Source organism: uncultured Paraglaciecola sp., from assembly GCF_937123705.1.
Taxonomy (GTDB): Bacteria; Pseudomonadota; Gammaproteobacteria; order Enterobacterales; family Alteromonadaceae; genus Paraglaciecola.
Window position 1 is genome coordinate 1 of the sequence record NZ_CAKZKO010000191.1, and the last position, 23,117, is coordinate 23,117.

Consider the following 23,117-nt stretch of genomic DNA (forward strand, 5'->3'; position numbering starts at 1 on the left):
GTGGTCGATGATAGTCTCAGTGGTCTAAACTGCTTGTCTGCAAATCTGACCAATATTCCATTGTCTCGCGCTGATACCTGCGATTTCTATCAGAGCGGTGAGCGCGCTTATGAAAATATGCTGGGCGCAATTGGCAGTGCTGAGCATTCCATCTACCTGTGTACGTATATCTTTAATTACGACGTGATCGGCAAGCGCTTTGCTGACGCGTTGATTGCGGCACACCAGCGCGGTGTTGCTGTCTACGTTCTCATCGATGGAGTGGGGCAGTGGTACGCGCATAAATTGGCGCGTCCCTATCTGCGCCGCCACGGCATAGCTGTTAAAACGTTTTTGCCTCTAACGTTATTCCCGCCAAATATATATATCAATTTGCGCAACCATCGCAAGTTGCTGATTATTGATCGCAGGCATGCGTTTATCGGCGGGCTGAATATTAGCGATGCCTACTACAATGACGGGCCGCATCGTTCCTATCGGGATTTGCATTTTCAGCTGAAGGGCCCTGTGGCGCAGCAATTGGCGGCGGTTTTTGCGTCTGATTGGGCCTTTATGTCAAGCAATGCACCGGCGCTTCCGGTCGAGCCTGTTTCAGATCGGATAGCTGCTGATCCGATAATCCCATGGTACGCTGGTCAAACCATGCATCAACAGCGCGTTCGTTGATATCAACGATGGGCTTTCGTTCTTCATAAACCAACGGCGTCACGGCACCATCTTCAACGGCATCCTGCATTGTATAGGCGTGAAGAATGGGACCGAACTTGTTGCGCGTCTTGTCCTCTTTCAGCAAAAACTTTTAACGCTTCTTCTCTTGAAACTTCATGGCGAGTTATTGGATCTGCTCGCTTGATGATTTCTTTCATCTTCTTTTCGATACCTTTTAGGTCTTCGTCAAGTATTCGTGTTTTCATATCGATATCGTAATAAAAACCGTTATCAATAGTCGGCCCAATGGCCATTTTTGCATCGGGATAAAGCTGCTTAATGGCATGACCGATTAAATGCGCGCAAGAGTGACGAATAATTTCTAAACCATCTTCGTCTTTTGCGGTAATAATTTGTACATTGGCGTCTTTTTCAATTAAATCGTGAGCATCAACGCGCACGCCATCTACTTTGCCCGCTATGGTGGCTTTGGCGAGGCCTGGGCCAATATCACTGGCAACATCAAATACAGAAACGGCTTGTTCAAATTGGCGTTGACTGCCATCGGGAAGAGTAATTACGGGCATATCTAAATCCTTATGCAGTGGTGACACCTACCAAGCGCCACATGCGAATGTGTAAAGTCGGCATAAATTAAAACCGATTGACAAAAATAAAAAACACCCAAAAAAGGGTGCTTAAAAAAAAGATGCTCTGTTACCATCAAAGCAATGACGGGTATTATAACGAGATAAGGATTAGTGATGCAATGCCAAGCAATAAAAACTGCAGTTTGCTTATGGGTTTTAACGGGATTGATATACAGCAAGACAAGCTGGGCAGAGAATTGGAAATTAGAGAAACAACAAGGCAATGTGAGTATTTATAGTCAAGACAGGGATTCTGGCTATAAAGAGATCCAAGTGAAAACTATAGTGGCCGCACATCCTTCTGCATTAATAGCCTTACTGGATGATGTGGCTTTTTCATCAAAGTGGATGCATAACTGCATTGAAGTCAAAGTACTAGAAGAAATTTCTGCAACAGAACGTATTATTAACAGTTTTTTTAACGCCCCTTGGCCTGTTAAAAACCGCGATATGGTAGTGCTGTCAGAAACATTTATGGATGGCGATTCCATTAAAATCAAACTATCTGATCAAGGAAGTGCCCTCCCTCATCATGCAAAGTATGTACGCATGGAAAATATGCACGGTTTGTGGGAAGCTCACAAGTTAGAAAATGGCAGCAGCGAGATTATCTATACTGGTGGCGGCAATCCCGGAGGTAATCTACCGACCTTTCTCGCTAACAAAGAGTTAATCAGTTCAATGTTTAAAACGTTTCAAAATTTAAATAGAGTCATTTTGTTAGACAAATATCAAACCAATGACAGGACAGATTGATACAAAAATATAAATAACCTAATTAATCACACAATGTTTATTGTTAAGCCATAATTAGGGTATCGCATGCTTAAATAGGTCTTCACATGTGGCACTTTATTAGCGAGCAAATCAGTGAGTGTATCCAACAAGATTTTAATTATGATGATATTCTTCAAATTAAAGTGGGTGATGGCCACCATGCCTTTAAGATGTCATCGAAAGACCAAGCATTTTTTGTCAAAACCAATAAAAAGATCTATTTACCCAATTTTGCCGCAGAAGCTGAGGGGTTAACACACCTTAGCAGCACTCAATTATTTAAAGTACCAAAAGTTATTTGTACTGGCATGGTATCGGACCATAGCTTTTTAGTTTTAGAACATATCCCCATAAACGAAGGCGACGAACAATCTTGGTATTCATTTGGGCAAGCCTTAGCTAATTTACACAAAGTCCACACCCAAGCAATGTACGGTTGGCAAGAAGATAACTACATTGGTCTTACGCCACAGGCAAATACATGGCAGAAAAAATGGAGTGTTTTTTTTGCAGAGCAACGTATTGGTTTTGTACTGCAATTGTTAGCCGAAAAAGGTCACTCCTTGGGGAACATAGATAATGTGGTGACATCCGTTAAAACCCTTCTCGCTAGCCATCATCCTACATCCTCAATGCTCCATGGAGATCTTTGGCAAGGCAACACTGGTTTTTTTAACGAACAGCCATTATTGTACGATCCAGCTTTTTATTTTGGAGATCGCGAGACCGATTTAGCTATGACGGAATTATTTGGGCGGTTTCCTGATAGTTTTTACCAAGGGTATGACGATACTTGGCCTATAGACCAAGGCTATCAGTTTCGTAAACCTATTTATCAACTTTACCATATCTTAAATCATGCACTACTGTTTGGGGGACAGTATATAGATAGCGCAAAAATCACCTTAAAAAATTTAGATACAACATAAAATTTCTTCACTCATAATGCTAAGCATAGTGATTTGCACACTTTGTTTTACACTCATTCAGAGATATCCTTATCTTCTTAAAGCCTATATTTGAGTTGGAGTAAAATGGAAAACCGAGTCACCTTCATTACTGGTAGTGCCAAAAGAATAGGCGCACATACAGCAAAATACCTGCATTCATTTGGTTCAAACATTGTATTGCATTGCAATGAGTCAAGATTAGAAGCCGAAAAGCTATGTATAGAACTTAATCAACAAAGAGCAAAATCTGCAATGTTGGTGCAAGGCGACCTCTCCAACTTATCCAACATTGAGCGCGTTGGACAACAGGCCATTGATTCATTTGGTCGCTTAGATGTTTTGATCAACAATGCCTCGTCGTTTTATCCCACTCCTATTGGGACTATTAATGGCAAAGATTGGCAAAGTATTGTGGGTAGCAATATGCAAGGGCCGCTTTTTTTATCTCAATACTGCGCTAAATCACTGGCTCAAAATTTCGGCGTTATCATAAACATGGTGGATATTCACGCCGCTAAACCTTTAAAAAACCATACCCTTTATTGCATGGCAAAGTCGGCGTTGACCACTATGACGCAATCCCTAGCGCTTGAGCTTGCACCCGACATTCGGGTGAATGGTGTTGCTCCAGGGGCAATATTATGGCCTGAAGTACAAATGGAGGAAGAAGACAAACAGCAGATCCTCAATCAGATTCCAGCGCAGCGACTCGGCACAGTGCAAGATATTGCACACGCCATTAAGTTTATGATTGATGCGTCTTATGTATCAGGACAGATCATTGCCGTTGATGGAGGCCGTAGCATATCTTCCTACACTAAGGGATAAATACCGTGGCTCGTCAGCTTTATGTTTTGATTGTGCTGCTAGGTGTTGTAGCTTGTGAGGGCAAGCAAACATTGCCCAAACAGCTTCAACAATACCAAGCTCGTATGGCAAGGGTATTAGATGTTGAAAGCCAGCCAAATCTCACCATAAGTTTACCCCCTTACCCACCCGAAAAAGTTTTAAGGCAGCCCATCCCAGAGACTAAGATCAAACTATTTGACTTCTACAACCTAAAAGGTTGTCAGCTATATTCTTTGATTGCCCAGCGCAACACTTCTCTTGGGAAATTACAGCTGCCTTCGACTCGTTACATATATGAGAGACAATTATTATTAGCGATTGAAGGATGTATTAGCCGTACTCAAGAGCCAAAACTTAGGGAAAAATTACGCAAATGGCAACAAACCAAAGCGCAGCAACTCCCTATGGTATGGGCTGACTTAATACAGCTAAGTGATGAAACGAAACAAGCATTTAGCGCAAATTTTGCTTCAATAAACACAGGTACGCAAAGTGGCCTATCCCAAACCAAAGAAGCCTTGAGTTATCTTATAAACATTAATCAAAACACTCGGCCTAATAGCGGAGAACTGGAAAGGCATTTACAAAACCTGATGAAACATCCCCTACCGGCCAAACTATGGTTAAGTCAGCTTACATTAACTCGATACTTGTCTTACATAACGCCATGGTTGATTAAAAACACAGAAAACATTGATTGTAAGCCTCATAAAATAACGAAAAAAGCCAAATATCTAACCAATGTATTTCAGTTATTTTTCATTGACAATATCCAGCCCATCGCAAGCCAGATAAACCACTATCAATACCAACTCAGCCCAATGTTGAACAAATTACAAAACCACCCGCGATTATCCTCTGACCTTAAGCAGTACATAAGAAGCCTTAACCAACAGGGATTCGACAACTACCAACACGCCATGCAGCAACATATACAATTTTGGCAAGCCTTTTTTAAACGTTGCCACTTAAAACCAGGTAAAATTGACTTATAGTTCACCATTAGGATCGGGCTGAATCCCAGTTATTCCTTCGGCAACACGTTCTGAAAGCGCAGAAATAGTAGCCACAGGGTTGGCCCCCACAGCGGTAGGTAATAAAGAGCCATCCGCCACATATAATCCTTGATAACCGTAAACTTGACCAAAGGTTTCTAAATTGGCAGAAGTGACACCTTTTTCTGGGCTATCCGCTAGTTTGCATCCCCCTAAAGCATGGACTGTGACATTACTTTTAAGTGGCCACAGTATATTTGGCATAGGAATAAACGCTTTGGCCTTGGCCCATGTTTTGAAATGTTTCCCCATATCCATGATGGCATCGTATAATTTTTGATTGTCTTTGTAAGGCCATTCCACATTTAAAAACCCTTGCTTGTCTAACTTCATTTTACCGGCGCTGTTATCTACCCCCATACATAATAATACTGAGGTGGTATAGGCAGCATCATTTTTGAGTAATTCTCGAAAGGCGTACCCTATTCTTCCGGTTTTTACCCCGCGAATAAAACGCCTAAATAGCGCCTTTAAAGTACGAAACAATCCAGAAAGATGCAGAACACCGGGTTTTAGCCCTTCTGTATACCAAGCGGCAAAATTGGGGAAGCTCGCGTCTTCTAAGATATAGGCTTGATCAGGCTTAAAATCAGCATATAAGTTGTAGTCAATTTTTTGGGTAATCACCGGACCATAATTGGGGTCGGCAGGTTTTTCGCCATCAATCACAAAAGACAAAAAATCACCATTACCCGAGAAGCATCGCCCTAAATTTTGATTGATGTTTGCCAAGGTTTTGAATACATCACGACAACGTAGCAATAGCTCATTTGTACCTAAAGTTCCTGCCGATACAATCACTCGTTTAGTGGTAACAGACACTTCTTCTTTATTGTTACTTAAATCAAACCAGAAAACTCTGTAACCAAATTCGCCGTTGGCAGATGTGTCTTCTTCACCTGTGGCATTCAACGGCACAATTTTTTCCACCAGCGACATGGTTTCAATTTGAGCTTGGTACTTATTTTCGGCAACAAAAAGGTAATTCAAGTCTGTGGTATTTTTTGAATGAGTGTTGCACCCTACATCACATTCAGCGCAGTACACACAAGATGTTTGTATCGCTCCATAACGATTTTTCTGTTGCACTCCTATGTCTGTTGGTTTGGAAAAATCATTACCAAAAAACACATTAATATCGACTAATTTAGAGTCTCGGCCATCATGTTTTGCAAACTCTTTAAATAATTGTGTGCGTACTACTTCTCTGCGGGGCGCACTTTGGTCTGGAATAGGTCTGGCACCTAAAACCGACTTAGCGGTTTTATAATAAGGTTGCAAGGCTTCTTTGGAACAGCTTTGTGGCCAGTTGTGATCGAAAATATGCTCGGGCGGTTCAAGAAATACATTGGCATAAATTAGCGAGCCACCACCTAGCCCCGCCCCCACCACAGCGTCCATATGCTCAAAACTGCGAATATCAAACAGACCAAACATTTCTTTGCTGCCAGCATTTTTAGTGTTGTGTTGCTTATCTCTCACCACATTCCAAAAGTTATTCGACATGTCATGAGGGGTACGAGGAAAACTGCCCATTGGGTAGCGTTTGCCTCGCTCCAACACTAATACTTTAGATGGCCATTGTTTAGCTAATCGACATGCGTTAATCGCTCCACCAAAACCGCTGCCGATGACCACTGCTTCATATTTAAGTTGCATTTCGTGTTCTCCGATTTACCCTTTACTTTGCACGTAACTTTCCCACAGCTCACCCATAAAAAATTTGCCAAACTTAGCCACAGTAGCCGCTTTATCAGTACTAGATTGAGCATTGAGAACAGTCACTGTAGAAACTAATTTTAATAAATCCTTTACCCCTAAACTTAATACACCCGCCCCTATAATTTGGGCCTGCTTGTCTACACCTTGATGCAATTGCGTAAATAACGTGGTGGTATCTGTCCATAGATCAAAGCCTGGGTCGTCCCTTACCTCTTTCTTTCCTGCTAGGTAATATTCTTGCCCCTGATGGTTAAATCCCAATTCATAAATCATTAACTTCATATTGGGTTGTGAATCGGGGTAAAACAAATTGAACACGCCGGTATGAGCGCACATATTAGTACCTAAAGGCGCGAAATCTATGCTGCCAGACAAACGCCCTGCATGAGCGGCATCGTCAGTAAAATGATCTATATCATCAATATCTACCTGAGCATGCATCGCCAGCTCAAACCCTTTTTGTTTACCCAAACTATTGCCTTGTTTAGGCTCATTGGTGCCCAAACAAAAGCCACCTGACATAGTTTCTTTAAATTGCAGACCTAGTGTTGTTTTGGTCATAATATTAATTTGAGGTGCAAAACCTCACTCCTTTGTTTTAACCTAGTGAAATGTACCTTTATTAAGCTCATCAATAATGATTGGAAATGTGTCCTTTGCAGCGTTTTTCCCCATAAATACATCTAAATGAGCATATTTAGGGAAAATGTGTAACGAGTGAAAATCAGCTGTAATGGAAGAAAAATAGCGGTAGCTACGCTTTTGGCTTTCAGCTAAAAAACACCTGTTGTCTTCACCTGCTATAAAGGCAAAGCGAGCTGTGGTTTTAGGTCGCGCCCTGGCGAAATCTTTAGGCAACGCTGGAAATCCTTCAATAGCCACTAAATTACCCCATTTAATGCACTGGGTAATTTGTTTAAAGAAACACAAAGGAACAGCTGCAAACTCTTGATTTAACCAATAATGCGTTTCATGGTTAAGGTTTTCATGTAACCACAACGCTGGGCAGCCGCTACCATAGGTAAAGCTAACCTGTTTACACACTGGGTTGTCACACTCATGGTGAGTCAGTCGGACTAAGCTATTAATTAAATTAGCAGCCATAGTCGGCGCTGCTATCCCCCATTGGGGATTAAGGTAATCGGTAATAAGCCCTACCAAAGGCAACATAAATGAAAGTTTAAATTTTGACCAAGGAGGCACAACTGGATGTAAAGACACTCCATTACTGACAATGGTACTGACCTGCGGTACCAGCCCAGCTACAGCAGACATAGTGAAACTAGTTGAACCTTGACAATGGATCAGTGCCTTTACTTCAGTTGCACCTGTGATCTCAATGATTTTTTTTACGGCATAGGGGTGGTCGTAAAGAGCTGCTTGATCTAAGGTCCAGAACCTAGAATCAAAATCAATACTCGCCCGCCAGTTTTCAAGCCACACGTCATACCCTTGTTCAATCAGCGCATCGACTATTGTGTTTTCAACAGGCGCTCTAAAGATATTCGCCCTAACACCTGCACCATGAACGACAATGACAGGCCCTCTACTTACATTTGCTGGATTTTTTACATTTATCAGGTTGAGTTTAAGCCCATCACCCGCAGAAAATGGCACTATTGTTTCAACTTGATGAGTAGAAGAGACCTGTATCAATTTTCACTCCCGAAAATATCAACCTAAAACGACTACATATCACGCTCCAAAAAACGAATATCAGTTCAGATTTATCACTGCCATAGATAGTGATAAAAGCATAGTGGCTACTCTTACAATGTACAATAAAACAGCAAAACTTGGTGTTTGGGCCAATTAAAATGGACTAGAACCTTAACGAAACTCAATTTTGTTCAATTGCTGTACGGTTGACCAAAGATAATCAAAAAATGACTTGCAGATAAATAGCCCCATCGTTATTATACGCGCCGCTTCAAAGCTCAGTATTTGCAGCAAGACATCATTTAATACAACCGTAGCTCAGCTGGTTAGAGCACCACCTTGACATGGTGGGGGTCGGTGGTTCGAGTCCACTCGGTTGTACCAATTCTTTAATTTAGAAGAATCACCTTACCTTTCTAAGGTCATGAAAATAATCAACTCACTTTAGAAATCGGTGTAGATTTACCTAATAATCTGCATGATGTTTCACTCATTTATCGGCACAGTTTAGGCATATAGGCACATGCTATTCTGCATGGCTAGGTATGGATTCAAACCTCAATTCATTGCTGAGCTCAAACTGTAAGCCGCCGGTCGTCATAGTGCAAAAATCATAAAAGTAAGCACAGGTAACATTACTTAGAGTGAATAAATTGGATACAAATTATCTAATCAGTTTCATATTAAAATCAAATGACTATCTCTCAGAAAAAATTATACCTCTAACCTTTGCATAACCTACTAGAGATCAACAGCCCCTTGAAGGTTTTACATGCCCACCCCTTATTCACCAGATACCAGCACCCAAGCGATGACAGAAGTTGCTTTAGGTTTATCCATGGCATTTTTTGCATTATTAATCGTAGCGTTATTGTCTTTCCAAATGCCTGGTTCAGCTAATCAAAGTAATAACCAAAATATGGCCTTAAGTGAAAGTGAAAGTGAAAGTGAAAATGTAAGAGTAAAGCAAACTTCAACGTCATCGGAAAATCAAGATGTAAAATTTTTGTTGTTTTACAAGGGAGATTGGTACACAACCGATCTACTACCAGCAAACATTTCGAATTTAGGCGAAAAACAGAAAATTGTTCTGGCCGTTGATAAACAAGAATCTTTTGCGACAGTGATGGGACTTAAAAAGCAATTTAGTCAATCTGACGTGTCATTAACTTTGCTAACTGATGAATGGATTCAAACATTTAATAATCAATAGATAAAATCTATTTCGTTGAGTTTTGTGGATATAAAAGTTTATGTGTACCCCTCCCCTACCTCAGTTTTTCAACCTTAACACTTGCCTTGATACAAGGGCCAGCTATGGGATATTGAAGCTTGATTTACAGAGACATCAATTAGTCTTAGATTTCGTCCTACTACGTCATATGTAGCCCTTAACACCTGTAATTTTTCGCCTTGCAGGTGTTCGGCAATTAGGGTTGCTAAAGCCCAGTCAACAGATTGCGGAAACACTCTCACTGGTACTCCTTTAGAACCCTGATACCAACGGGCTTCTTGATCACTCAATGCCCCCTGAGCCAATCGCATCCAGTGGCTAACGTTCACATAACGTTTAGGAGATAAATAGGTAAGTTGTTGGTTTTCTAACACGGCAAATTGCACCCCAGCACAACGGTAAAGATAATTAATTACGGTTTGCCGTTCGTTTCTTTGCTGTGGCCAGGCAATTTGCATATCTAGCCCGTTTTCAGCTTGTAATTGTTGGAATACGCTTTGTATATCCTGTCTAGATATTTGAGTTTTTGCCACTTCTTTAGGGGTGCCACTGGTAATATTCTGCCGTTTTTTATGCAGTTCGCTTACATTTACAGACTCCACTTTATTGGGAGCTTGGCTAATTTCGGCTACATTCACACCGCTATCTTTGGTAATTACAGGCGTTTTTGCATTTTTTATTAAGTCTACTTTGACTGTATTAGCAGCATCCAACTGATCCGCGCTTTGCTGCGATTTACTTGTATCAATGGGTGGAAGTGGCAAAGGAATGTCTGAAAAGCTCAACTCTTGACTTGATAACATCAGCTCACTTGCGTTATTCAATGTATCTTGCTGTTTGGCTTGCAGTTTTTGCGGTAAGTTTATGGGTGGCTGAACTTGATGTATATGCCACGCCATTAAAATAAATGCAGTTAACAGCACTCCCAAACTAAACTGCACCCATGAGTTATTCATACTTTTATCAACCAGACTAATTTATTGGGTAAGACCAGAAGCTTGTAACGATACTAACTCCATACGACCGGCAATATCATCTAACGCTGCGCCCTGCTTGCGTTTACGTTCAGCAGACGAATCTATGGTGCTGTGCTGCTGCTCAACAAATTCTTCAAAGGGTTGAACTGTGAGTGCATTTTTTGGGTTACCGGCTAACGGATGCAGCTGAACAACACCAAGGTCAACAGGTGCAAGTGCAGGCGCTGACTCATACTCAACAATTTTCGAATTTTCGGGCTCAGTTGCTGTTACTAACTTTGATTCGGGGTGAGTTGCAGGTTGCTTATTTACTAAAAATAGTTGTTCTAATTCAATTACTCTTTGTTCCAACTTTTCAATTTTTTTGTTTTGGGCGCCAGCATACTTATTCGCTAACTGCTCAAAACTTTGGTCCACTTTATCTTTTACTTGTTCAGCAGTTTGTTCTATTTGTTGCTGAGGTAAATAACGTGACAACAAATCACTACCCGCTTCGGTTTGGCTAACTAAATAGTAACCAGCTAACAACACACAAATGGTGAAAATGGTAATTTTCATGATGGGTTCTCCTGAGATCCTACATTTTGATTAAGCTGTGAAGTGCTTACTTGTGACAACTGAAACTGAATCCCCACCCATGCTCTAATTAAGCTGGCGGCGGGTAATCCAACCACAGTGGTCATAAAAGCTGTTGAAAATTGCGAAGTTAAATTGGCAATAATAGGCTGAATATTTTCTGGATTTAAGGGTTGTTCAGACAAACTACCTATACCCAAGCTAATACCTAATAATGTAAACGTTAAAGCCAATGTTGATATGCCGTTTCCAGCTTGCTGGCCTGTTTCAAACCACAAGGCAGGATTGTGACCACTTTTAAGCTTTTTAATCGCCACCAATCCCATAACCAATAAACCAGAAAACAGTAAAGCAAAGCTCCAGCCTAATACCTTTTGGGCCCATTCAATCATGTCTGTTAACGGCATACTAGTGAGGTAACTAATGGCAGCTAGGGCAATCACTCCAACCCCAAGCAACACAGCTACCCCTTTTCCCAAATACGAAATAGGCGTTGCAACAACCATTATCTGTATCCCATTTTACTATTAGATATGCTACTGGCATTAATACCTAAGGTATTTAACCAATGGTTTAATGGCTTTGTATTTTGTTCTGCGCTTGCATGCACTAAAAAGGTTAGGTCGTAACTTTCAAATGCTTTTTTAACCATTACTTTATCGCTACTGGCAATACGGTCGTCCCGTAGCACCATACGTTCAATATCGGTCATACGTCGATAGATACTGTTGTGCTTTTGCAGTCGCACATCAGGCGTTAAATTGCTGTCTGTCATCACCTTTAACAATGCAGCCCTTTCACGCTCAAGGTTTTCTAAGCTAAACAAAGGGTTAGCCATAGCGCTAACAGAACTAAACGTCGCAATTATTAGTAATATTTTCACTGATAATAAATTCATCATCTGTACTCCTATAAAAATAAGTCAACCGCATGACTGGCTTTAGCCACTTTGGGGCTAGTTGTTGTATCGTTTTTGTCACCATAAGCAATTTGGTATTTAAGGGCTTGCGCATCTAAAGCCACTAAACGAGCCATATAGCTCAGCATTAGGGCTTCTTGGTCAAGCAACGACTGATGCAATGAGGCATTGTGTAACAACTGACGAATGTACTCCTCAGAGCTCACTTCAGCACCGTCTAACATTGGGGCAGCATTGGCTTTATGCTGAGCAATTTTGGCTTTAAGTTGTTCAATTTGGCTTATATTAACTGCATACTCTTCAGCATAGGGTGAACTGGCTTGATACCCAGCATGCATTAAGTTTTGATCAACTTGCGACATAACCGATTCCATACGGGTTAATGCAGCTTGTTGTTGGCGCTGAATTTTTACCCGTACATTATTATCAACATCGGCATGTTGCTGGCGTAATTGCTCTAGTACGTCTTGATACACTCCCTGCTTTTTATTTAAAGCCTGCTTACGCAGCGTATGGCTTTCTTGCAACAAATCTAAATATTTTGATTTTTGCTGCACCATTTCGTACTGAATATCCTCTAAGTCTGCGGCATCGGCATTCTTTAAATCCTGCTGCAAAGATTGAATACGCTCAGTGGTGCTTAACATCTGGCCATCAATATCTGACAACCGCATAGCCATTGGCGAAGCACTAAAAATTTGCTCAATGCGTTTTTCAATAATATTGGCTGGCATCGAAATCAAACGGTCGCTGGCCACGGGTTGCCAATCAGCAGTAGCATTTGCATAGGCACCGGTAACAACTGCGCCACTCATGCTAATTAACACCGCTAAGGCAATGGGTTGAAAAGTATGTTTCATCTTAGGCTCCTAATTTTTAGTGGGTTAACCAATACTTTTGACGTTGCAGCTCTGCCCTCAACGCGCGACTTATATTTAAACCTGCCAGCTCCTGACTAGATAACTCAGCCCCTTGCAGCAAAGCATTAGCTGTATCACGAAACGAAGTAAAATCAGCTAAATACAAATCCTGATCAGAAAATTGCAGCTCAAACTCATTTAACTGGATTTTGGCTGCCGCAATGTCACCGCCTTTTACGTAATTCAAGGTAGTATTAGCCATAAGTTGCATCACAACCTCACTCTGTTTATCGGTTAGATGGTTTGGCAATGGATGCAATACACAGCTTTGCAACGTACGCGCAGCAGTTAAATATTGTGCATTCGCCCCCGATGTTTCAGCGGATTGCGCCATGCGCTGCCCTTGCGACTGACATGCCTCGTCAATAACTTGGCTAGAAGTGTCAGTGGTGCTAGAACACCCACTAATAACAGCCGCTAAAGCCAATACATTGAGCAGTTTTGAAGGGGTAAAATTGATACTTAATAAAGTCATATCCAGACTCCGTTATCTTCGGTACGTTTGGTTATAAAAACTTTAGAGGGATTTTTTATCGCTGAGTGTTTGAAGTAGTAGAAAAGTTAATAATGATGTTGTTCCAGTTGAAGTATTAATTGACCGAATCATTTGTCACCAAGAATAATGAATGTGTTTATTTATTATTCTTAACCAAACGAAAACCAGCGTTAAACCTGCGATAAATTGTAGCAAAACTTATACGTGATGCTGAACGTAAATAAGAAGGTTTAAAATCCCAAGAGCCACCACGAAGCGCACGATATCGGCAGTCCCCTTTTGTTTTCCAAGGACTTCCATTTACGGGAGCTCCTTGATAGGAACCGTTCCAGCAATCTTGTGTCCACTCCCATACGTTTCCGTGCATATCGTATAACCCAAAATTGTTAGGATTGAAGCTCTTTACAGCCGAAGTCTGGATTTTATCCCATTTACTGCCACATCCGTCACAGTTTGCCTTATTACTCTCTATACTATTACCCCAACTGTACTCAGTTAAATTGCCTGCTCTAGCCGCATACTCCCATTGTGATTCGCTAGGCAAAGCATATATTTGGCCTGTAGTTTTATTCAGCCAAGGAATAAACTCTTTAGTTATATCCTCAACACTTACATTCATCACAGGTCGATCACCTCTTCCCCAGCCATAATCACTTGGCTTGTATTTACATCCACCATCATCTACGCAAACATCCCATTGAGAAAATGTCACTTCACTTTGCATCATACTAAAACTCGGAATAGTTACTTGATGAGCTGGTTGTTCGTTATCTTCACAATATTGACTGTTACTACAGCCCATTTGAAAAGTACCTGAAGGAATAACTTTCAAGCTACTAATTAGACTTTTTATGACTTCGGTACGTTTTTTAGAACTTTGTTGATATTGCAAATAACTATGGTAACCAACGCCAATAAATAGTGTTGTAACGATAACCCCGCCCCACAATGCTTTTCTTTTGGGTTTTTCAGTTTGTTCTGTATCCATTTTTGTTTGTTTTACAGGGACTAACTTTTCCCCTTCAGGCTTTTGGTAGCTTTTCAGTATAGCTTCAAGTACTTCTTTGGTTTTATCTGTACTGGCGATTCCAGCTTCAATTAAAGCGTCCTGCTTATCTTGGGTAAGTTTACCTTTTTGCTTTTTTAGAGCACCTACCCACAGAGATAATGCTTTGAAATTTTTGTCCTTGTTTATAAGTTCAATGTGGATACATTCGATAAGTTCAGTGAGGTCATCCTCGTTTAAATTACCAATATCGGCCAATGCCTGTAGTACAGGTAAGTTTTGTTTTCTTATTTCACCCTGCTGTTTAAACAGTTGGGCGATCTTGTGTTGTAGCGGTTTAAGCTCGGCCTTAATACTGGCGGTGTTATTACTCTCATCTATCCAAGTGCCTGTGGCCTCATCTTCTGGTGACTCGGTGTGGGTATTAAGCGCTTGTCTTAGCGCCTTTAACATCTCGCCTGCATCAGCAAAGCGTTGCTCTTTGTGTTGTGATAAGGCTTTTAAAATAAGCTGATTAAGCTCTTCGCTTAATGCGGGTTGAAATGTATTCGGGTCAGCAAAGCGGCCTTCAGGTAACGTGCCGGTTATCATGCGATAGGCTAATACACCGGCGCTGTATATGTCGCTTCTGGCATCGACATGTTTAGCACTTTGTCTTTGTTCTGGGGCCATGTAGTTACGGCTGCCCATGCCTACCCCACTTTGGCTATGTTGGGCGTCGGGCATTTTGGCTATGCCAAAGTCACACAGCTGCACTTCTTGTAGGTTGTTGAGTAATAAGTTGGCGGGTTTAATGTCGCGGTGCACCAAGCCCACTTTATGTACATCTTTTAAAGCCAGTAATAATTGCTCTAAATAGTTAAGTGCAAGGCTAATGGGTAAGCGTTTGGGTTTGTCTTCTGGCTCTAGCTCAGCAATCACAGACGCATCGGTGGCGTCACTGCCTAATTCGTCTTTTAACGAATGGGGTAAATACGGCATCACATAATAAGGCGTACCATCTTGCATTTCATCAAATTCAAATACATCCACAATATGGGGGTTACGATTAAGTTGCCGTAAAGTTTTGGCTTCGTTTAAAAAACGTTGGTTTAACACCTCACCAGCATCAGACGTGGCACTGGTGGCCATAGCAGCCACATTGCTGTCTTTTACTTGAAAGACCTTAATCGCTACCTGCTCACCTAAGCGCGGGTCTTCAGCCAAATACACTGCGCCAAAGCCGCCGGCGCCAAGCTCTTTAATTATTTTGTATTTACCGATGTGCTGCATGTATTGGGTACTCATCTTGTAATTATCGGGCTAGGTTAACAAATCTAAAAAAGCGCCTAGCGACGCTAAACATTTACGCTGCGCGCTAAAGCTAAAAGCGCTGCGCACAAAAAGGGAACACTCAAACTTCGCTATCGGTCCTGGGCAAGCCGAAAGCCGGCAAAGGTAATCCGAGAGACGCGCAAGTCCATGCCACGAAACGTTGAACGTAATTTAGCCGGCCCGTCGTTCCAGGAGCCGCCACGAAGCTGGGCAAACCTGCAATTCCCACTCATCCAAGCATCGCCATTTGTAGGAGCATTATGGTAGGAGTCATTAAAACAATCCTGTACCCACTCCAATACATTCCCATGCATGTCGTATAAGCCAAATGCATTGGCGCGATAATGACGCACCGGCGCAGTAAACAAATACTCATCGGTACACTCGGCCGCGGCCGTCCAAGTATCCCCATTTGATGTTTGAGTTTTATCCGCCACATTGGCATGAGCACAAAGTTGACTTGCATCATTGCCAAAACTATATGCATCTTGACTGCCTGCACTTGCTGCATATTCCCATTCCGCCTCACTGGGCAATCTAAATACTTCGCCCGTTTGCATATTCAACCAATCAATAAACTTACTCACATCATTCCAACTGACACACACCACGGGATGATTGTCCTTCTGCCGATAACCGTCCACAGTGACATTTTTCCAGGTGACGCCTTCTGTCCAAGTCCAATGTTTTTCCGTGCCAAATTCAAAGCTATAACAACCTTTTTTGTAGCCTGTATTTCTTTCCGCCTCGGTTTTGTATCCCGTGTCTTCTACAAAAGCAGCAAACATACCTTTTGTGACTTCGGTTTGCATCAGTCTAAAAGCTTTGATGTTGACGAGATGTAATGGCATTTCATTAGCCTCTCCATTTTTGCTGCCCATTTTAAAGCTGCCGGCGGGGATAGCTTGCATATCTCTAATAAGTGCCAATATCGCCTTTGGAATATCCTTCTTTAATTGATAACTAAAGCGTTGATTTGAAGAGTCTAGCGTGAGGGTTTCTTGGCGGCTGTGATACCCCTGCTTGCTGATTTTGATTTGATACTCACCTGGCAGCAGTCTTATGCCATCTTTATACTTAGGCGCTATGTCAATAAGTTGAATCGTGGCCTTGTCGGGAGTGGTGGTTATAGTCAATGCCACTTTGCTGTTGTCTAATTCGATATTTTTAATTTGTTGCTGGGCTTGTTGTCTGTATTGACCTTTGGTTTGCTGATTTAAATAAGCTTGGTAAGCCTTTATACTGTTTTGTTTTTTGGCCATTTGCCAAGCAGTAGTATCTTGCTCTTGTGCTTTTTTTCGTGCTAGGGCTAACTGCTCTGCTTGCTGCGTGCTTTTGTACAATGTATTTGCTTTACTGGCATGAAGCCCTTCTGGAAAATCATCTAAATAGCGCTGATAGCCTTGGCTGCTGTGCGTATTTTGCGCCTTGGTCCAGGCTGCGTTGTCTATACGATCATGAGCCTTGGATAATCCTTCAAGTAATATGTTATCTACACTGCCTGTGACTAACATACCTTCGGATTGCTCAAAGGCTTCGATGGCCTTTTGAGTACGGGTATCAACTTGGCCCGTTTGTGGAACTTGATAACCTAGTTTTACTAATAACCCTTGGGTCTTTTTAGTGAGAGCTGTCTGTCTGTCTTGTACACTGAGCTTGGCTACCCTAACTTGCTCTTGAAGATTATCTAGATTACTTTGAGCGACTTTAATATTTTTACCTTTGGGCCATGCCTGTATATAAACTTGATAACTATCAATGGTGTTTTGAGTTTTTGCTTTTTCCCAAGCTTGTTTTTCTGCTACTAATTGTTGTTGACGTTTTTTTTCAACGTGCTGCTTGGCTTGTGCAGCTAAGCGCTGCTTTGTTTGTTGCTGTTGATAATAGTCATAACCAAAATAACCGCCTACTCCTAGCAATATCAATAAGGTAGCGTATACAAACGCTTTGCCTACGCCGCCCTTTTTTTGAGTGGAGGCTTGTGTACTGGATGACGTGCTAGACGAGTCATGGGTGGTTTTTGCTTGGATTAAGCCGTGCAGTTGTTGTGCCGTTTTACCTGTACTGCTTTGGCCTGCTTGCATTAGTGCTTCGGTGTCTTTTTTGCTTAGCTTGCCATGGTTTGCATGCAGCCGGGTATTTACTCCTACCACCCATTGTTGAAACGCTTTTTGTTGAGGCTGGCTATTGGCTTGTTCATCTGTAACTTGAACGATGAGGGTATTTAAGCCTACTTCATCTAGATCACCGATTGCTGCTAAGGCTAGCAGCACCGTTTGGTCTGTGTCTTTGATTTCCCCTTGGGTGTGGAGTAATTCAATGATTTTGTTTTGTAGCGGTTTAAGCTCGGCCTTGATATTCGAGGTGTTATTACCCGCGTCTATCCAAGTGCCTGTGGCGTCGTCTTCGTCTTGCGTTTTACCTTGCTCTTTTTGTGCTTGCGTTAATGCGATAAGCATAGCGCTTGCGTCACTATATCGGTCTTGTGGCTTTTGCTCGATTGATTGTAATATTAGTTTATTTAACGATTCACCAATATCGGGCGCATAATGAATAGGGTCTTGAAAACGCCCTGCGGGTAATTGCCCAGTTAACATGCGGTAGGCTAATATCCCAACGCTGTATATATCACTGCTGTAAGTCACATGTTTAGCGCTTTCGCGTTGCTCCGGACTCATGTAGTTACGACTGCCCATGCCTACACCGCTTTGGCTGTATTCGGCGTCGGGGAGTTTTGCTATACCAAAATCACATAGTTGTAATTGCCCTTGGCTGTTTAATAATAAGTTAGCGGGTTTAATATCACGGTGAATAAGCGATTGTTGATGCACCGCGCTTAAGGCTTCTAGTAATTGTTTTAAGTACATTAAAGCTTTAGCTGTGGGTATACGCCTAGGGTGCAGCTCTGCCGGTAAGTCTTCTAATGCACCTTGGCTGAAGGCATCTTTGCCTATTTCGTTTACTATGGATTGACTTAAATACGGCATGACATAATAGGGGGTGCCGTCTTCAAGCTCATCAAACTCGTACATCTCAACAATATAAGGATTTACCGAAAGTTTGCGTAAAGTGCGTGCTTCATCAATAAATCGTTGTTTAAGCACCCCTACTGCATCGGTAGAGCTAGAGGTGGCTTGGCCTGCTAGGTTTTCGTCGCGTACCTGAAACACCTTGATAGCAACTTGGGTATGCAATCTTGGGTCTTCGGCCAAATACACCGCACCAAAGCCACCTGCACCAAGCTCTTTAATTATTTTGTATTTGCCAATTTGCTGCATATTATTGATTATTCTCCGCAAGGATAAGGGTGACATTGTCTTTGCCACCTGCGGCTAAAGCTTGCTCTATTAGGCTATTAATTGCGTGCTCCCCACTTAGGGTTTGTAAGGTATGTTGGATATCTGCATCGCCGACCATATCTGTGAGACCATCGGAGCATAATAATATTTTGTCGCCAGCTTGCCAGCTAAACTGTGCAACTTGAGGCTCTAAGGGGTTATTTAGTCCTTCTACGCCCAAAGCGAATTGCAGCACATTACGATCGGGATGGGTGGTTAAATCATCGGCCCCAATACGCCCATCTTGGTATAGTGCCATGGCGATGGTTTGGTCTTGGCTGACTTGTTTTAAGTTGCTACCAGAAAAATGATATAGACGGCTGTCGCCCACATTTACAAAGCCTACTGTTTGTGGGTCGATTAGGGCGGCAATTAAAGTACATGACATGCCTCGATACTGCGCATCGTTTTTTGATCTATCGGCTATGGCTAAATGGGCGCGTCTGGCGGACATTTCTAACATGGCATTGCGCATTGCCGTATCAAACGCAACATCTAACATTTTTTGTTTAGCTAAATCTTCAAACACATCCACTGCTGTTTGACTGGCCACTTCGCCAAATACATTACCGCCCACACCATCACTCACCAACACTAAGTGGTGATCTGTAGCATGAGTAAAATCAATACTGGTAAGGTTGTCTTCGTTGTTTTTACGTACCTTACCTACATGACTTTGTTTACTGATAGATATAGTCAAAATTACACACCTTGTAATGAAAATGTTTGCCCTGCAATGGTAAATTTTGCGCCCGATTTAATGGGTACTTTACCGTATACCACTTGATCGCCCATTAAAATTTGAGACTTGTCGTTGTGAACAAAATCTGGAGCAATGTAAAACCCTTTATCGTAACTTAAGCGTGCTATGCAATGAGAGCCAGATATGCAACCCAAGTCAATCTTGCCGCTGTCATCTATGCCAATGTAGATTTCGTCGTCTATCATCACCCAACGGCTGGCTAAGTCTTGATCTAAACTGGGCCAAGCGTTACCAATGTTGGTGTCGTCAACAAATTGAAAGGCGTTAGTGTTTAACTTTAAAATAAGCGCTTCCGGGCCTTTTTGGGCTAACAAGGTTTTAATTTGACACATGCCCAGAGAGTCATTATTTGGCGCGCCGCCGGTTGCCAACAAACCTTGGTGTTTTATTTTAACCGCTTGCCCTGCTATTAATTGAACCGAATCATAATTTGAGCCATTGCTACTGGCTTGGTCTGTCACAAAAAAATCTTGGCCTTTTTGAGTAAATATATTTTGTTTACCTACCCTAGAGTTACGCCTAAACCTTATACCAAATGAATTTTGTGGATCATCGCATTTACGCCCAAGTTGCAGTGAGCCTGAGGTATAAAAGGTTGTGCCACTCAACACACCATTACCCACACACGCACCCAAAATAGGTTCGAAATGCGCTGCTAGCCCCCTACGCAATTCTGCTAGCTGAGTAAACTCTTCACTGGCCACATCCATATTGTATTTGGCTAAATGCGTGTCGATAATCGAATACGCTTTATTAAACTGCTTTAACTCTATGGCACTTATGGTTTGCTTGATGGCTGATTGCGACTCTGCACGTTGCATGGCTTGATTATTTTGTTTGGATAACTTACTGATTTTTTCACTTAAATGCGGATTAAGCGCCGCCGCTTCTTTTAACAAAGCTGCAGCTTGTTCAGGGTGGCTGCTTAATTCTTTAGTTGCTAATAAATAACGGTCATGACCTCTTTGATAGTTAACAATATTATCTTTTAATTCAATAGCTTGCTTATCGTCTGCATTAATTTGCAGTGCTTCAGTCACTTTTAGTTGAGCTTGGGTGTAGTCTGCTTGATCGGCTAACAGCCATGCTTGTTCACTTAGATTTTTAGCTTGCTGCACGGCTGATGATTGTACTTTTTCCTCTAGATACCAGTGGTTAGGTTTGGCAATGGCTGCAAGCTTTAAATTGTGTTGATAATCAATCCACTGCTGTGCTTGGTTATGGTGTGCAAATTTGTCGAACTGCAATTGGTGTTTTTTTAATGTGCTTGCACGATACACAAAGTAGGCTGTTGACAGCAATACTAATAAAACAATTAAATATGCCCACCAGTAGGGCATACTGCTGCGGGCAAAGTGTAACTTATGGCCACGAGATTTAGCCTGTAACACTGGAATGCCAAATGCTTGAAGCTGCGTATACAAAGCACCATCTAACTCATCGGGCGGAAGATTAGACAAATATTGGTATTTTGCCCCTTCGAGTTGGTGTAGCAACTGGCCTTGAGATTTAAGTTTTTCTTTTAAGTTAGCAAATAAATACCCGTCTACTTGTTTTAAGTATTGGCGAACTTGTTCTAGTTCGTCACCTAAAAAACCAGTAAAAGCCAATTCATAACGGTAACGTTTAGGTAAATGGTCAAGTTTTTCAACAAAAATAGCGCCCATTTCTTGCGCCAAATCAGCGGCTTTTCCTGCTAGCCATTGCTCAAAACATTTTTGCTCACAATTATTAGGCACATCATTGTATGTACCTGCAATTTCGGCTGATTCAATTTGTTTTTTTGATTCTAAGTCCACCAAATAGGCCGACAACCCTAAGCGCCAATATTTTACAACGGCTGCTTTTTCGGTGGTGATGTCAAATTGATAACGTAAAGCTAAATTAATGCCTTTATTTACTAATTGGTATATTTGATCATCTGCTGATGCATCATTGATATCTAGCAAGTTTTTAGACGCCACTTCATATTCGCCACTTACCAATTGTGAGGCCAGTGCATCTTCTGCTTTTTGATAAACCACATAGTACTGGGCAGCCACATCTACATTAGGTTTTTTAAGTAATACCAATTGCCACTGTAACTGCTGCGCTGTTGCCGAAAAAGTCAACACAACACTTAACAACAGTAAAATTGCACTTATTTTATTTTTCATTTAAACCTATCACTCATTGTTACATTTGTATTTTTTATTTTTTACCTGTACTAAGCACTCATATTTCAATCATAAATTACACTTAAAAACCCTAAAAAAGCGCCTAGCGGCGCGAAACACTTACGCCGCGCTAAAGCTAAAAGCGTTGCGCGCAAAAGGGAACGCTCAGACTTCGCTATCGGTCCTGCATAAGCCGAAAGCCAATAACGGCATTCCGGACAGTGCGATCGCCTCTATCGCGAATCGCCGATCTCAAATCGGCCCGCTTACTGTACCAAGACCCGCCACGAACCACAGCACGCTGGCAATCTCCCCTCATCCAAGCGTGACCATCTGTAGAGGCATCTTGATAGGAACTATTCCAGCAATCTTGTACCCATTCCAATACATTGCCATACATGTCATATAATCCAAACGCGTTAGGGGTAAAACTTTTTACCGGTGCTGTTCTTTTCTTATCCCATTGACTACCACAACCATCACAGTTGGCATTATTGCTTCCAATATCGTCACCCCACCCATAATGAGTTACGCTTCCTGCCCTAGCTGCGTATTCCCATTCCGCTTCGCTGGGCAATCTAAAGCTTTGGCCTGTGGTTTTATTGAGCCAAGGGATATATTTTTGTGTAATGTCATTCCAGCTCACATTAATGACAGGGCGGGTGCCTTTACCCCAACCTCTTCCCCCACCGTCACTTTGATTGTTAGAGCACGTTCCCGCATCGATACAAGGCTGATACATTGCCCAAGTGACTTCGGTTTGCATTAGTTTAAAGCCCTCGATGTTAACTCGGCGGACCGGCTTTTCGTCCGCATATCCAGTATCACTGCCCATCATAAAGCTGCCGGCTGGGATTGCTTGCATATTACTTATAAGCGCTTGTATTGGATTTGGGATTTCTCTTTTTAACTGGTAACTAAAGCGTTGATTTGAAGAGTCTAGCGTGAGGGTTTCTTGGCGGCTGTGATACCCCAACTTGCTGATGTTGATTTGATACTCACCTGGCAGCAGTCTTATGCCATCTTTATATTTAGGCGCTATGTCAATAAGTTGAATCGTGGCCTTGTCGGGAGTGGTGGTTATAGTCAATGCCACTTTGCTGTTGTC

The 23,117-nt window shown here is 41.9% G+C and carries 20 protein-coding genes, 1 tRNA gene and 2 pseudogenes; 7 read left to right on the forward strand and 16 right to left on the reverse strand.

Annotation, left to right across the window (positions count from 1 at the left end):
• The first annotated feature begins 117 nt into the window (after positions 1-117).
• Entirely contained in the window at positions 118-666 is a 549-nt protein-coding gene (locus Q0688_RS23595) for a phospholipase D-like domain-containing protein (RefSeq protein ID WP_299083123.1), read from the forward strand.
• Here the strand turns inward: Q0688_RS23595 and Q0688_RS27695 are convergent.
• Positions 665-736: pseudogene (locus Q0688_RS27695) on the reverse strand (hypothetical protein); the annotation flags it as partial. The gene Q0688_RS23595 and the pseudogene Q0688_RS27695 overlap by 2 nt on opposite strands.
• A gap of 112 nt (positions 737-848) precedes the next feature.
• A pseudogene (locus Q0688_RS23605) lies at positions 849-1,235 on the reverse strand (TGS domain-containing protein); the annotation flags it as partial.
• 177 nt (positions 1,236-1,412) lie between these two features.
• On the opposite strand from Q0688_RS23605, the gene Q0688_RS23610 reads away from it, so the two are divergent.
• The 4 genes from Q0688_RS23610 to Q0688_RS23625 all read left to right on the forward strand — a co-directional run bounded on the left by Q0688_RS23610 (position 1,413) and on the right by Q0688_RS23625 (position 4,869).
• The gene (locus tag Q0688_RS23610; RefSeq protein WP_299083085.1) at positions 1,413-2,054 is read left to right on the forward strand and encodes an START domain-containing protein; all 642 of its coding nucleotides are present in this window, start codon (positions 1,413-1,415) and stop codon (positions 2,052-2,054) included.
• Positions 2,055-2,140: 86 nt separating this feature from the next.
• Positions 2,141-3,004, forward strand: a complete 864-nt coding sequence (locus Q0688_RS23615; RefSeq protein ID WP_299083087.1) for a fructosamine kinase family protein — start codon at positions 2,141-2,143, stop codon at positions 3,002-3,004.
• 105 nt (positions 3,005-3,109) lie between these two features.
• Entirely contained in the window at positions 3,110-3,853 is a 744-nt protein-coding gene (locus Q0688_RS23620) for a pteridine reductase (protein WP_299083089.1), read from the forward strand.
• Positions 3,854-3,858: 5 nt separating this feature from the next.
• On the forward strand, positions 3,859-4,869 hold the full coding sequence (locus Q0688_RS23625; protein ID WP_299083091.1) for a DUF3080 domain-containing protein: 1,011 nt from the start codon (positions 3,859-3,861) through the stop codon (positions 4,867-4,869).
• On the opposite strand, the gene Q0688_RS23630 is transcribed toward Q0688_RS23625, so the two are convergent.
• From Q0688_RS23630 to Q0688_RS23640, 3 genes are read right to left on the reverse strand one after another with little or no spacing between them, the layout of a single operon-like run.
• A complete protein-coding gene (locus tag Q0688_RS23630) occupies positions 4,864-6,588 on the reverse strand; it encodes a GMC oxidoreductase (protein ID WP_299083093.1) in 1,725 nt (574 codons plus the stop codon). The two genes, Q0688_RS23625 and Q0688_RS23630, sit on opposite strands and share 6 nt — an antisense overlap.
• A 15-nt stretch (positions 6,589-6,603) precedes the next feature.
• Complete coding sequence (locus Q0688_RS23635) at positions 6,604-7,212, reverse strand: hypothetical protein (protein ID WP_299083095.1); 609 nt, start codon at positions 7,210-7,212, stop codon at positions 6,604-6,606.
• A gap of 42 nt (positions 7,213-7,254) precedes the next feature.
• Positions 7,255-8,307, reverse strand: a complete 1,053-nt coding sequence (locus tag Q0688_RS23640) for a hypothetical protein (protein ID WP_299083097.1) — start codon at positions 8,305-8,307, stop codon at positions 7,255-7,257.
• Positions 8,308-8,617: 310 nt separating this feature from the next.
• Between Q0688_RS23640 and Q0688_RS23645 the strand changes: the two genes are divergently transcribed.
• Positions 8,618-8,694, forward strand: a tRNA-Val gene (locus Q0688_RS23645).
• 388 nt (positions 8,695-9,082) lie between these two features.
• On the forward strand, positions 9,083-9,523 hold the full coding sequence (locus tag Q0688_RS23650; RefSeq protein ID WP_299083099.1) for a hypothetical protein: 441 nt from the start codon (positions 9,083-9,085) through the stop codon (positions 9,521-9,523).
• A gap of 74 nt (positions 9,524-9,597) precedes the next feature.
• Here Q0688_RS23650 and Q0688_RS23655 read toward each other — a convergent pair whose 3' ends face one another.
• The 11 genes from Q0688_RS23655 to Q0688_RS23705 all read right to left on the reverse strand — a co-directional run.
• Positions 9,598-10,500, reverse strand: coding sequence for a hypothetical protein (locus tag Q0688_RS23655; protein ID WP_299083101.1), 903 nt, complete (start codon positions 10,498-10,500; stop codon positions 9,598-9,600).
• A 21-nt stretch (positions 10,501-10,521) separates the two neighbouring features.
• The gene (locus Q0688_RS23660; RefSeq protein WP_299083103.1) at positions 10,522-11,079 is read right to left on the reverse strand and encodes a hypothetical protein; all 558 of its coding nucleotides are present in this window, start codon (positions 11,077-11,079) and stop codon (positions 10,522-10,524) included.
• A complete protein-coding gene (locus Q0688_RS23665; protein ID WP_299083105.1) occupies positions 11,076-11,603 on the reverse strand; it encodes a hypothetical protein in 528 nt (175 codons plus the stop codon). Before Q0688_RS23665 ends, Q0688_RS23660 begins: the two co-directional genes overlap by 4 nt.
• Positions 11,603-11,998 (reverse strand): hypothetical protein, encoded by a 396-nt coding sequence (locus Q0688_RS23670; RefSeq protein ID WP_299083107.1) that lies wholly within the window; start codon positions 11,996-11,998, stop codon positions 11,603-11,605. The genes Q0688_RS23665 and Q0688_RS23670 overlap by 1 nt, the downstream gene beginning before the upstream one ends.
• A gap of 8 nt (positions 11,999-12,006) precedes the next feature.
• Complete coding sequence (locus tag Q0688_RS23675) at positions 12,007-12,876, reverse strand: hypothetical protein (protein ID WP_299083109.1); 870 nt, start codon at positions 12,874-12,876, stop codon at positions 12,007-12,009.
• Positions 12,877-12,892: 16 nt separating this feature from the next.
• A complete protein-coding gene (locus Q0688_RS23680) occupies positions 12,893-13,411 on the reverse strand; it encodes a hypothetical protein (protein ID WP_299083111.1) in 519 nt (172 codons plus the stop codon).
• Positions 13,412-13,568: 157 nt separating this feature from the next.
• On the reverse strand, positions 13,569-15,710 hold the full coding sequence (locus tag Q0688_RS23685; protein WP_299083113.1) for a bifunctional serine/threonine-protein kinase/formylglycine-generating enzyme family protein: 2,142 nt from the start codon (positions 15,708-15,710) through the stop codon (positions 13,569-13,571).
• Between the two features lie 131 nt (positions 15,711-15,841).
• On the reverse strand, positions 15,842-19,066 hold the full coding sequence (locus Q0688_RS23690; RefSeq protein WP_299083115.1) for a bifunctional serine/threonine-protein kinase/formylglycine-generating enzyme family protein: 3,225 nt from the start codon (positions 19,064-19,066) through the stop codon (positions 15,842-15,844).
• Positions 19,032-19,790, reverse strand: coding sequence for a protein phosphatase 2C domain-containing protein (locus Q0688_RS23695; RefSeq protein WP_299083117.1), 759 nt, complete (start codon positions 19,788-19,790; stop codon positions 19,032-19,034). Before Q0688_RS23695 ends, Q0688_RS23690 begins: the two co-directional genes overlap by 35 nt.
• A 2-nt stretch (positions 19,791-19,792) precedes the next feature.
• Complete coding sequence (locus Q0688_RS23700; protein ID WP_299083119.1) at positions 19,793-22,009, reverse strand: hypothetical protein; 2,217 nt, start codon at positions 22,007-22,009, stop codon at positions 19,793-19,795.
• Between the two features lie 175 nt (positions 22,010-22,184).
• Positions 22,185-23,117: formylglycine-generating enzyme family protein (locus Q0688_RS23705; protein WP_299083121.1), on the reverse strand; the 933-nt coding region annotated here is incomplete at its 5' end.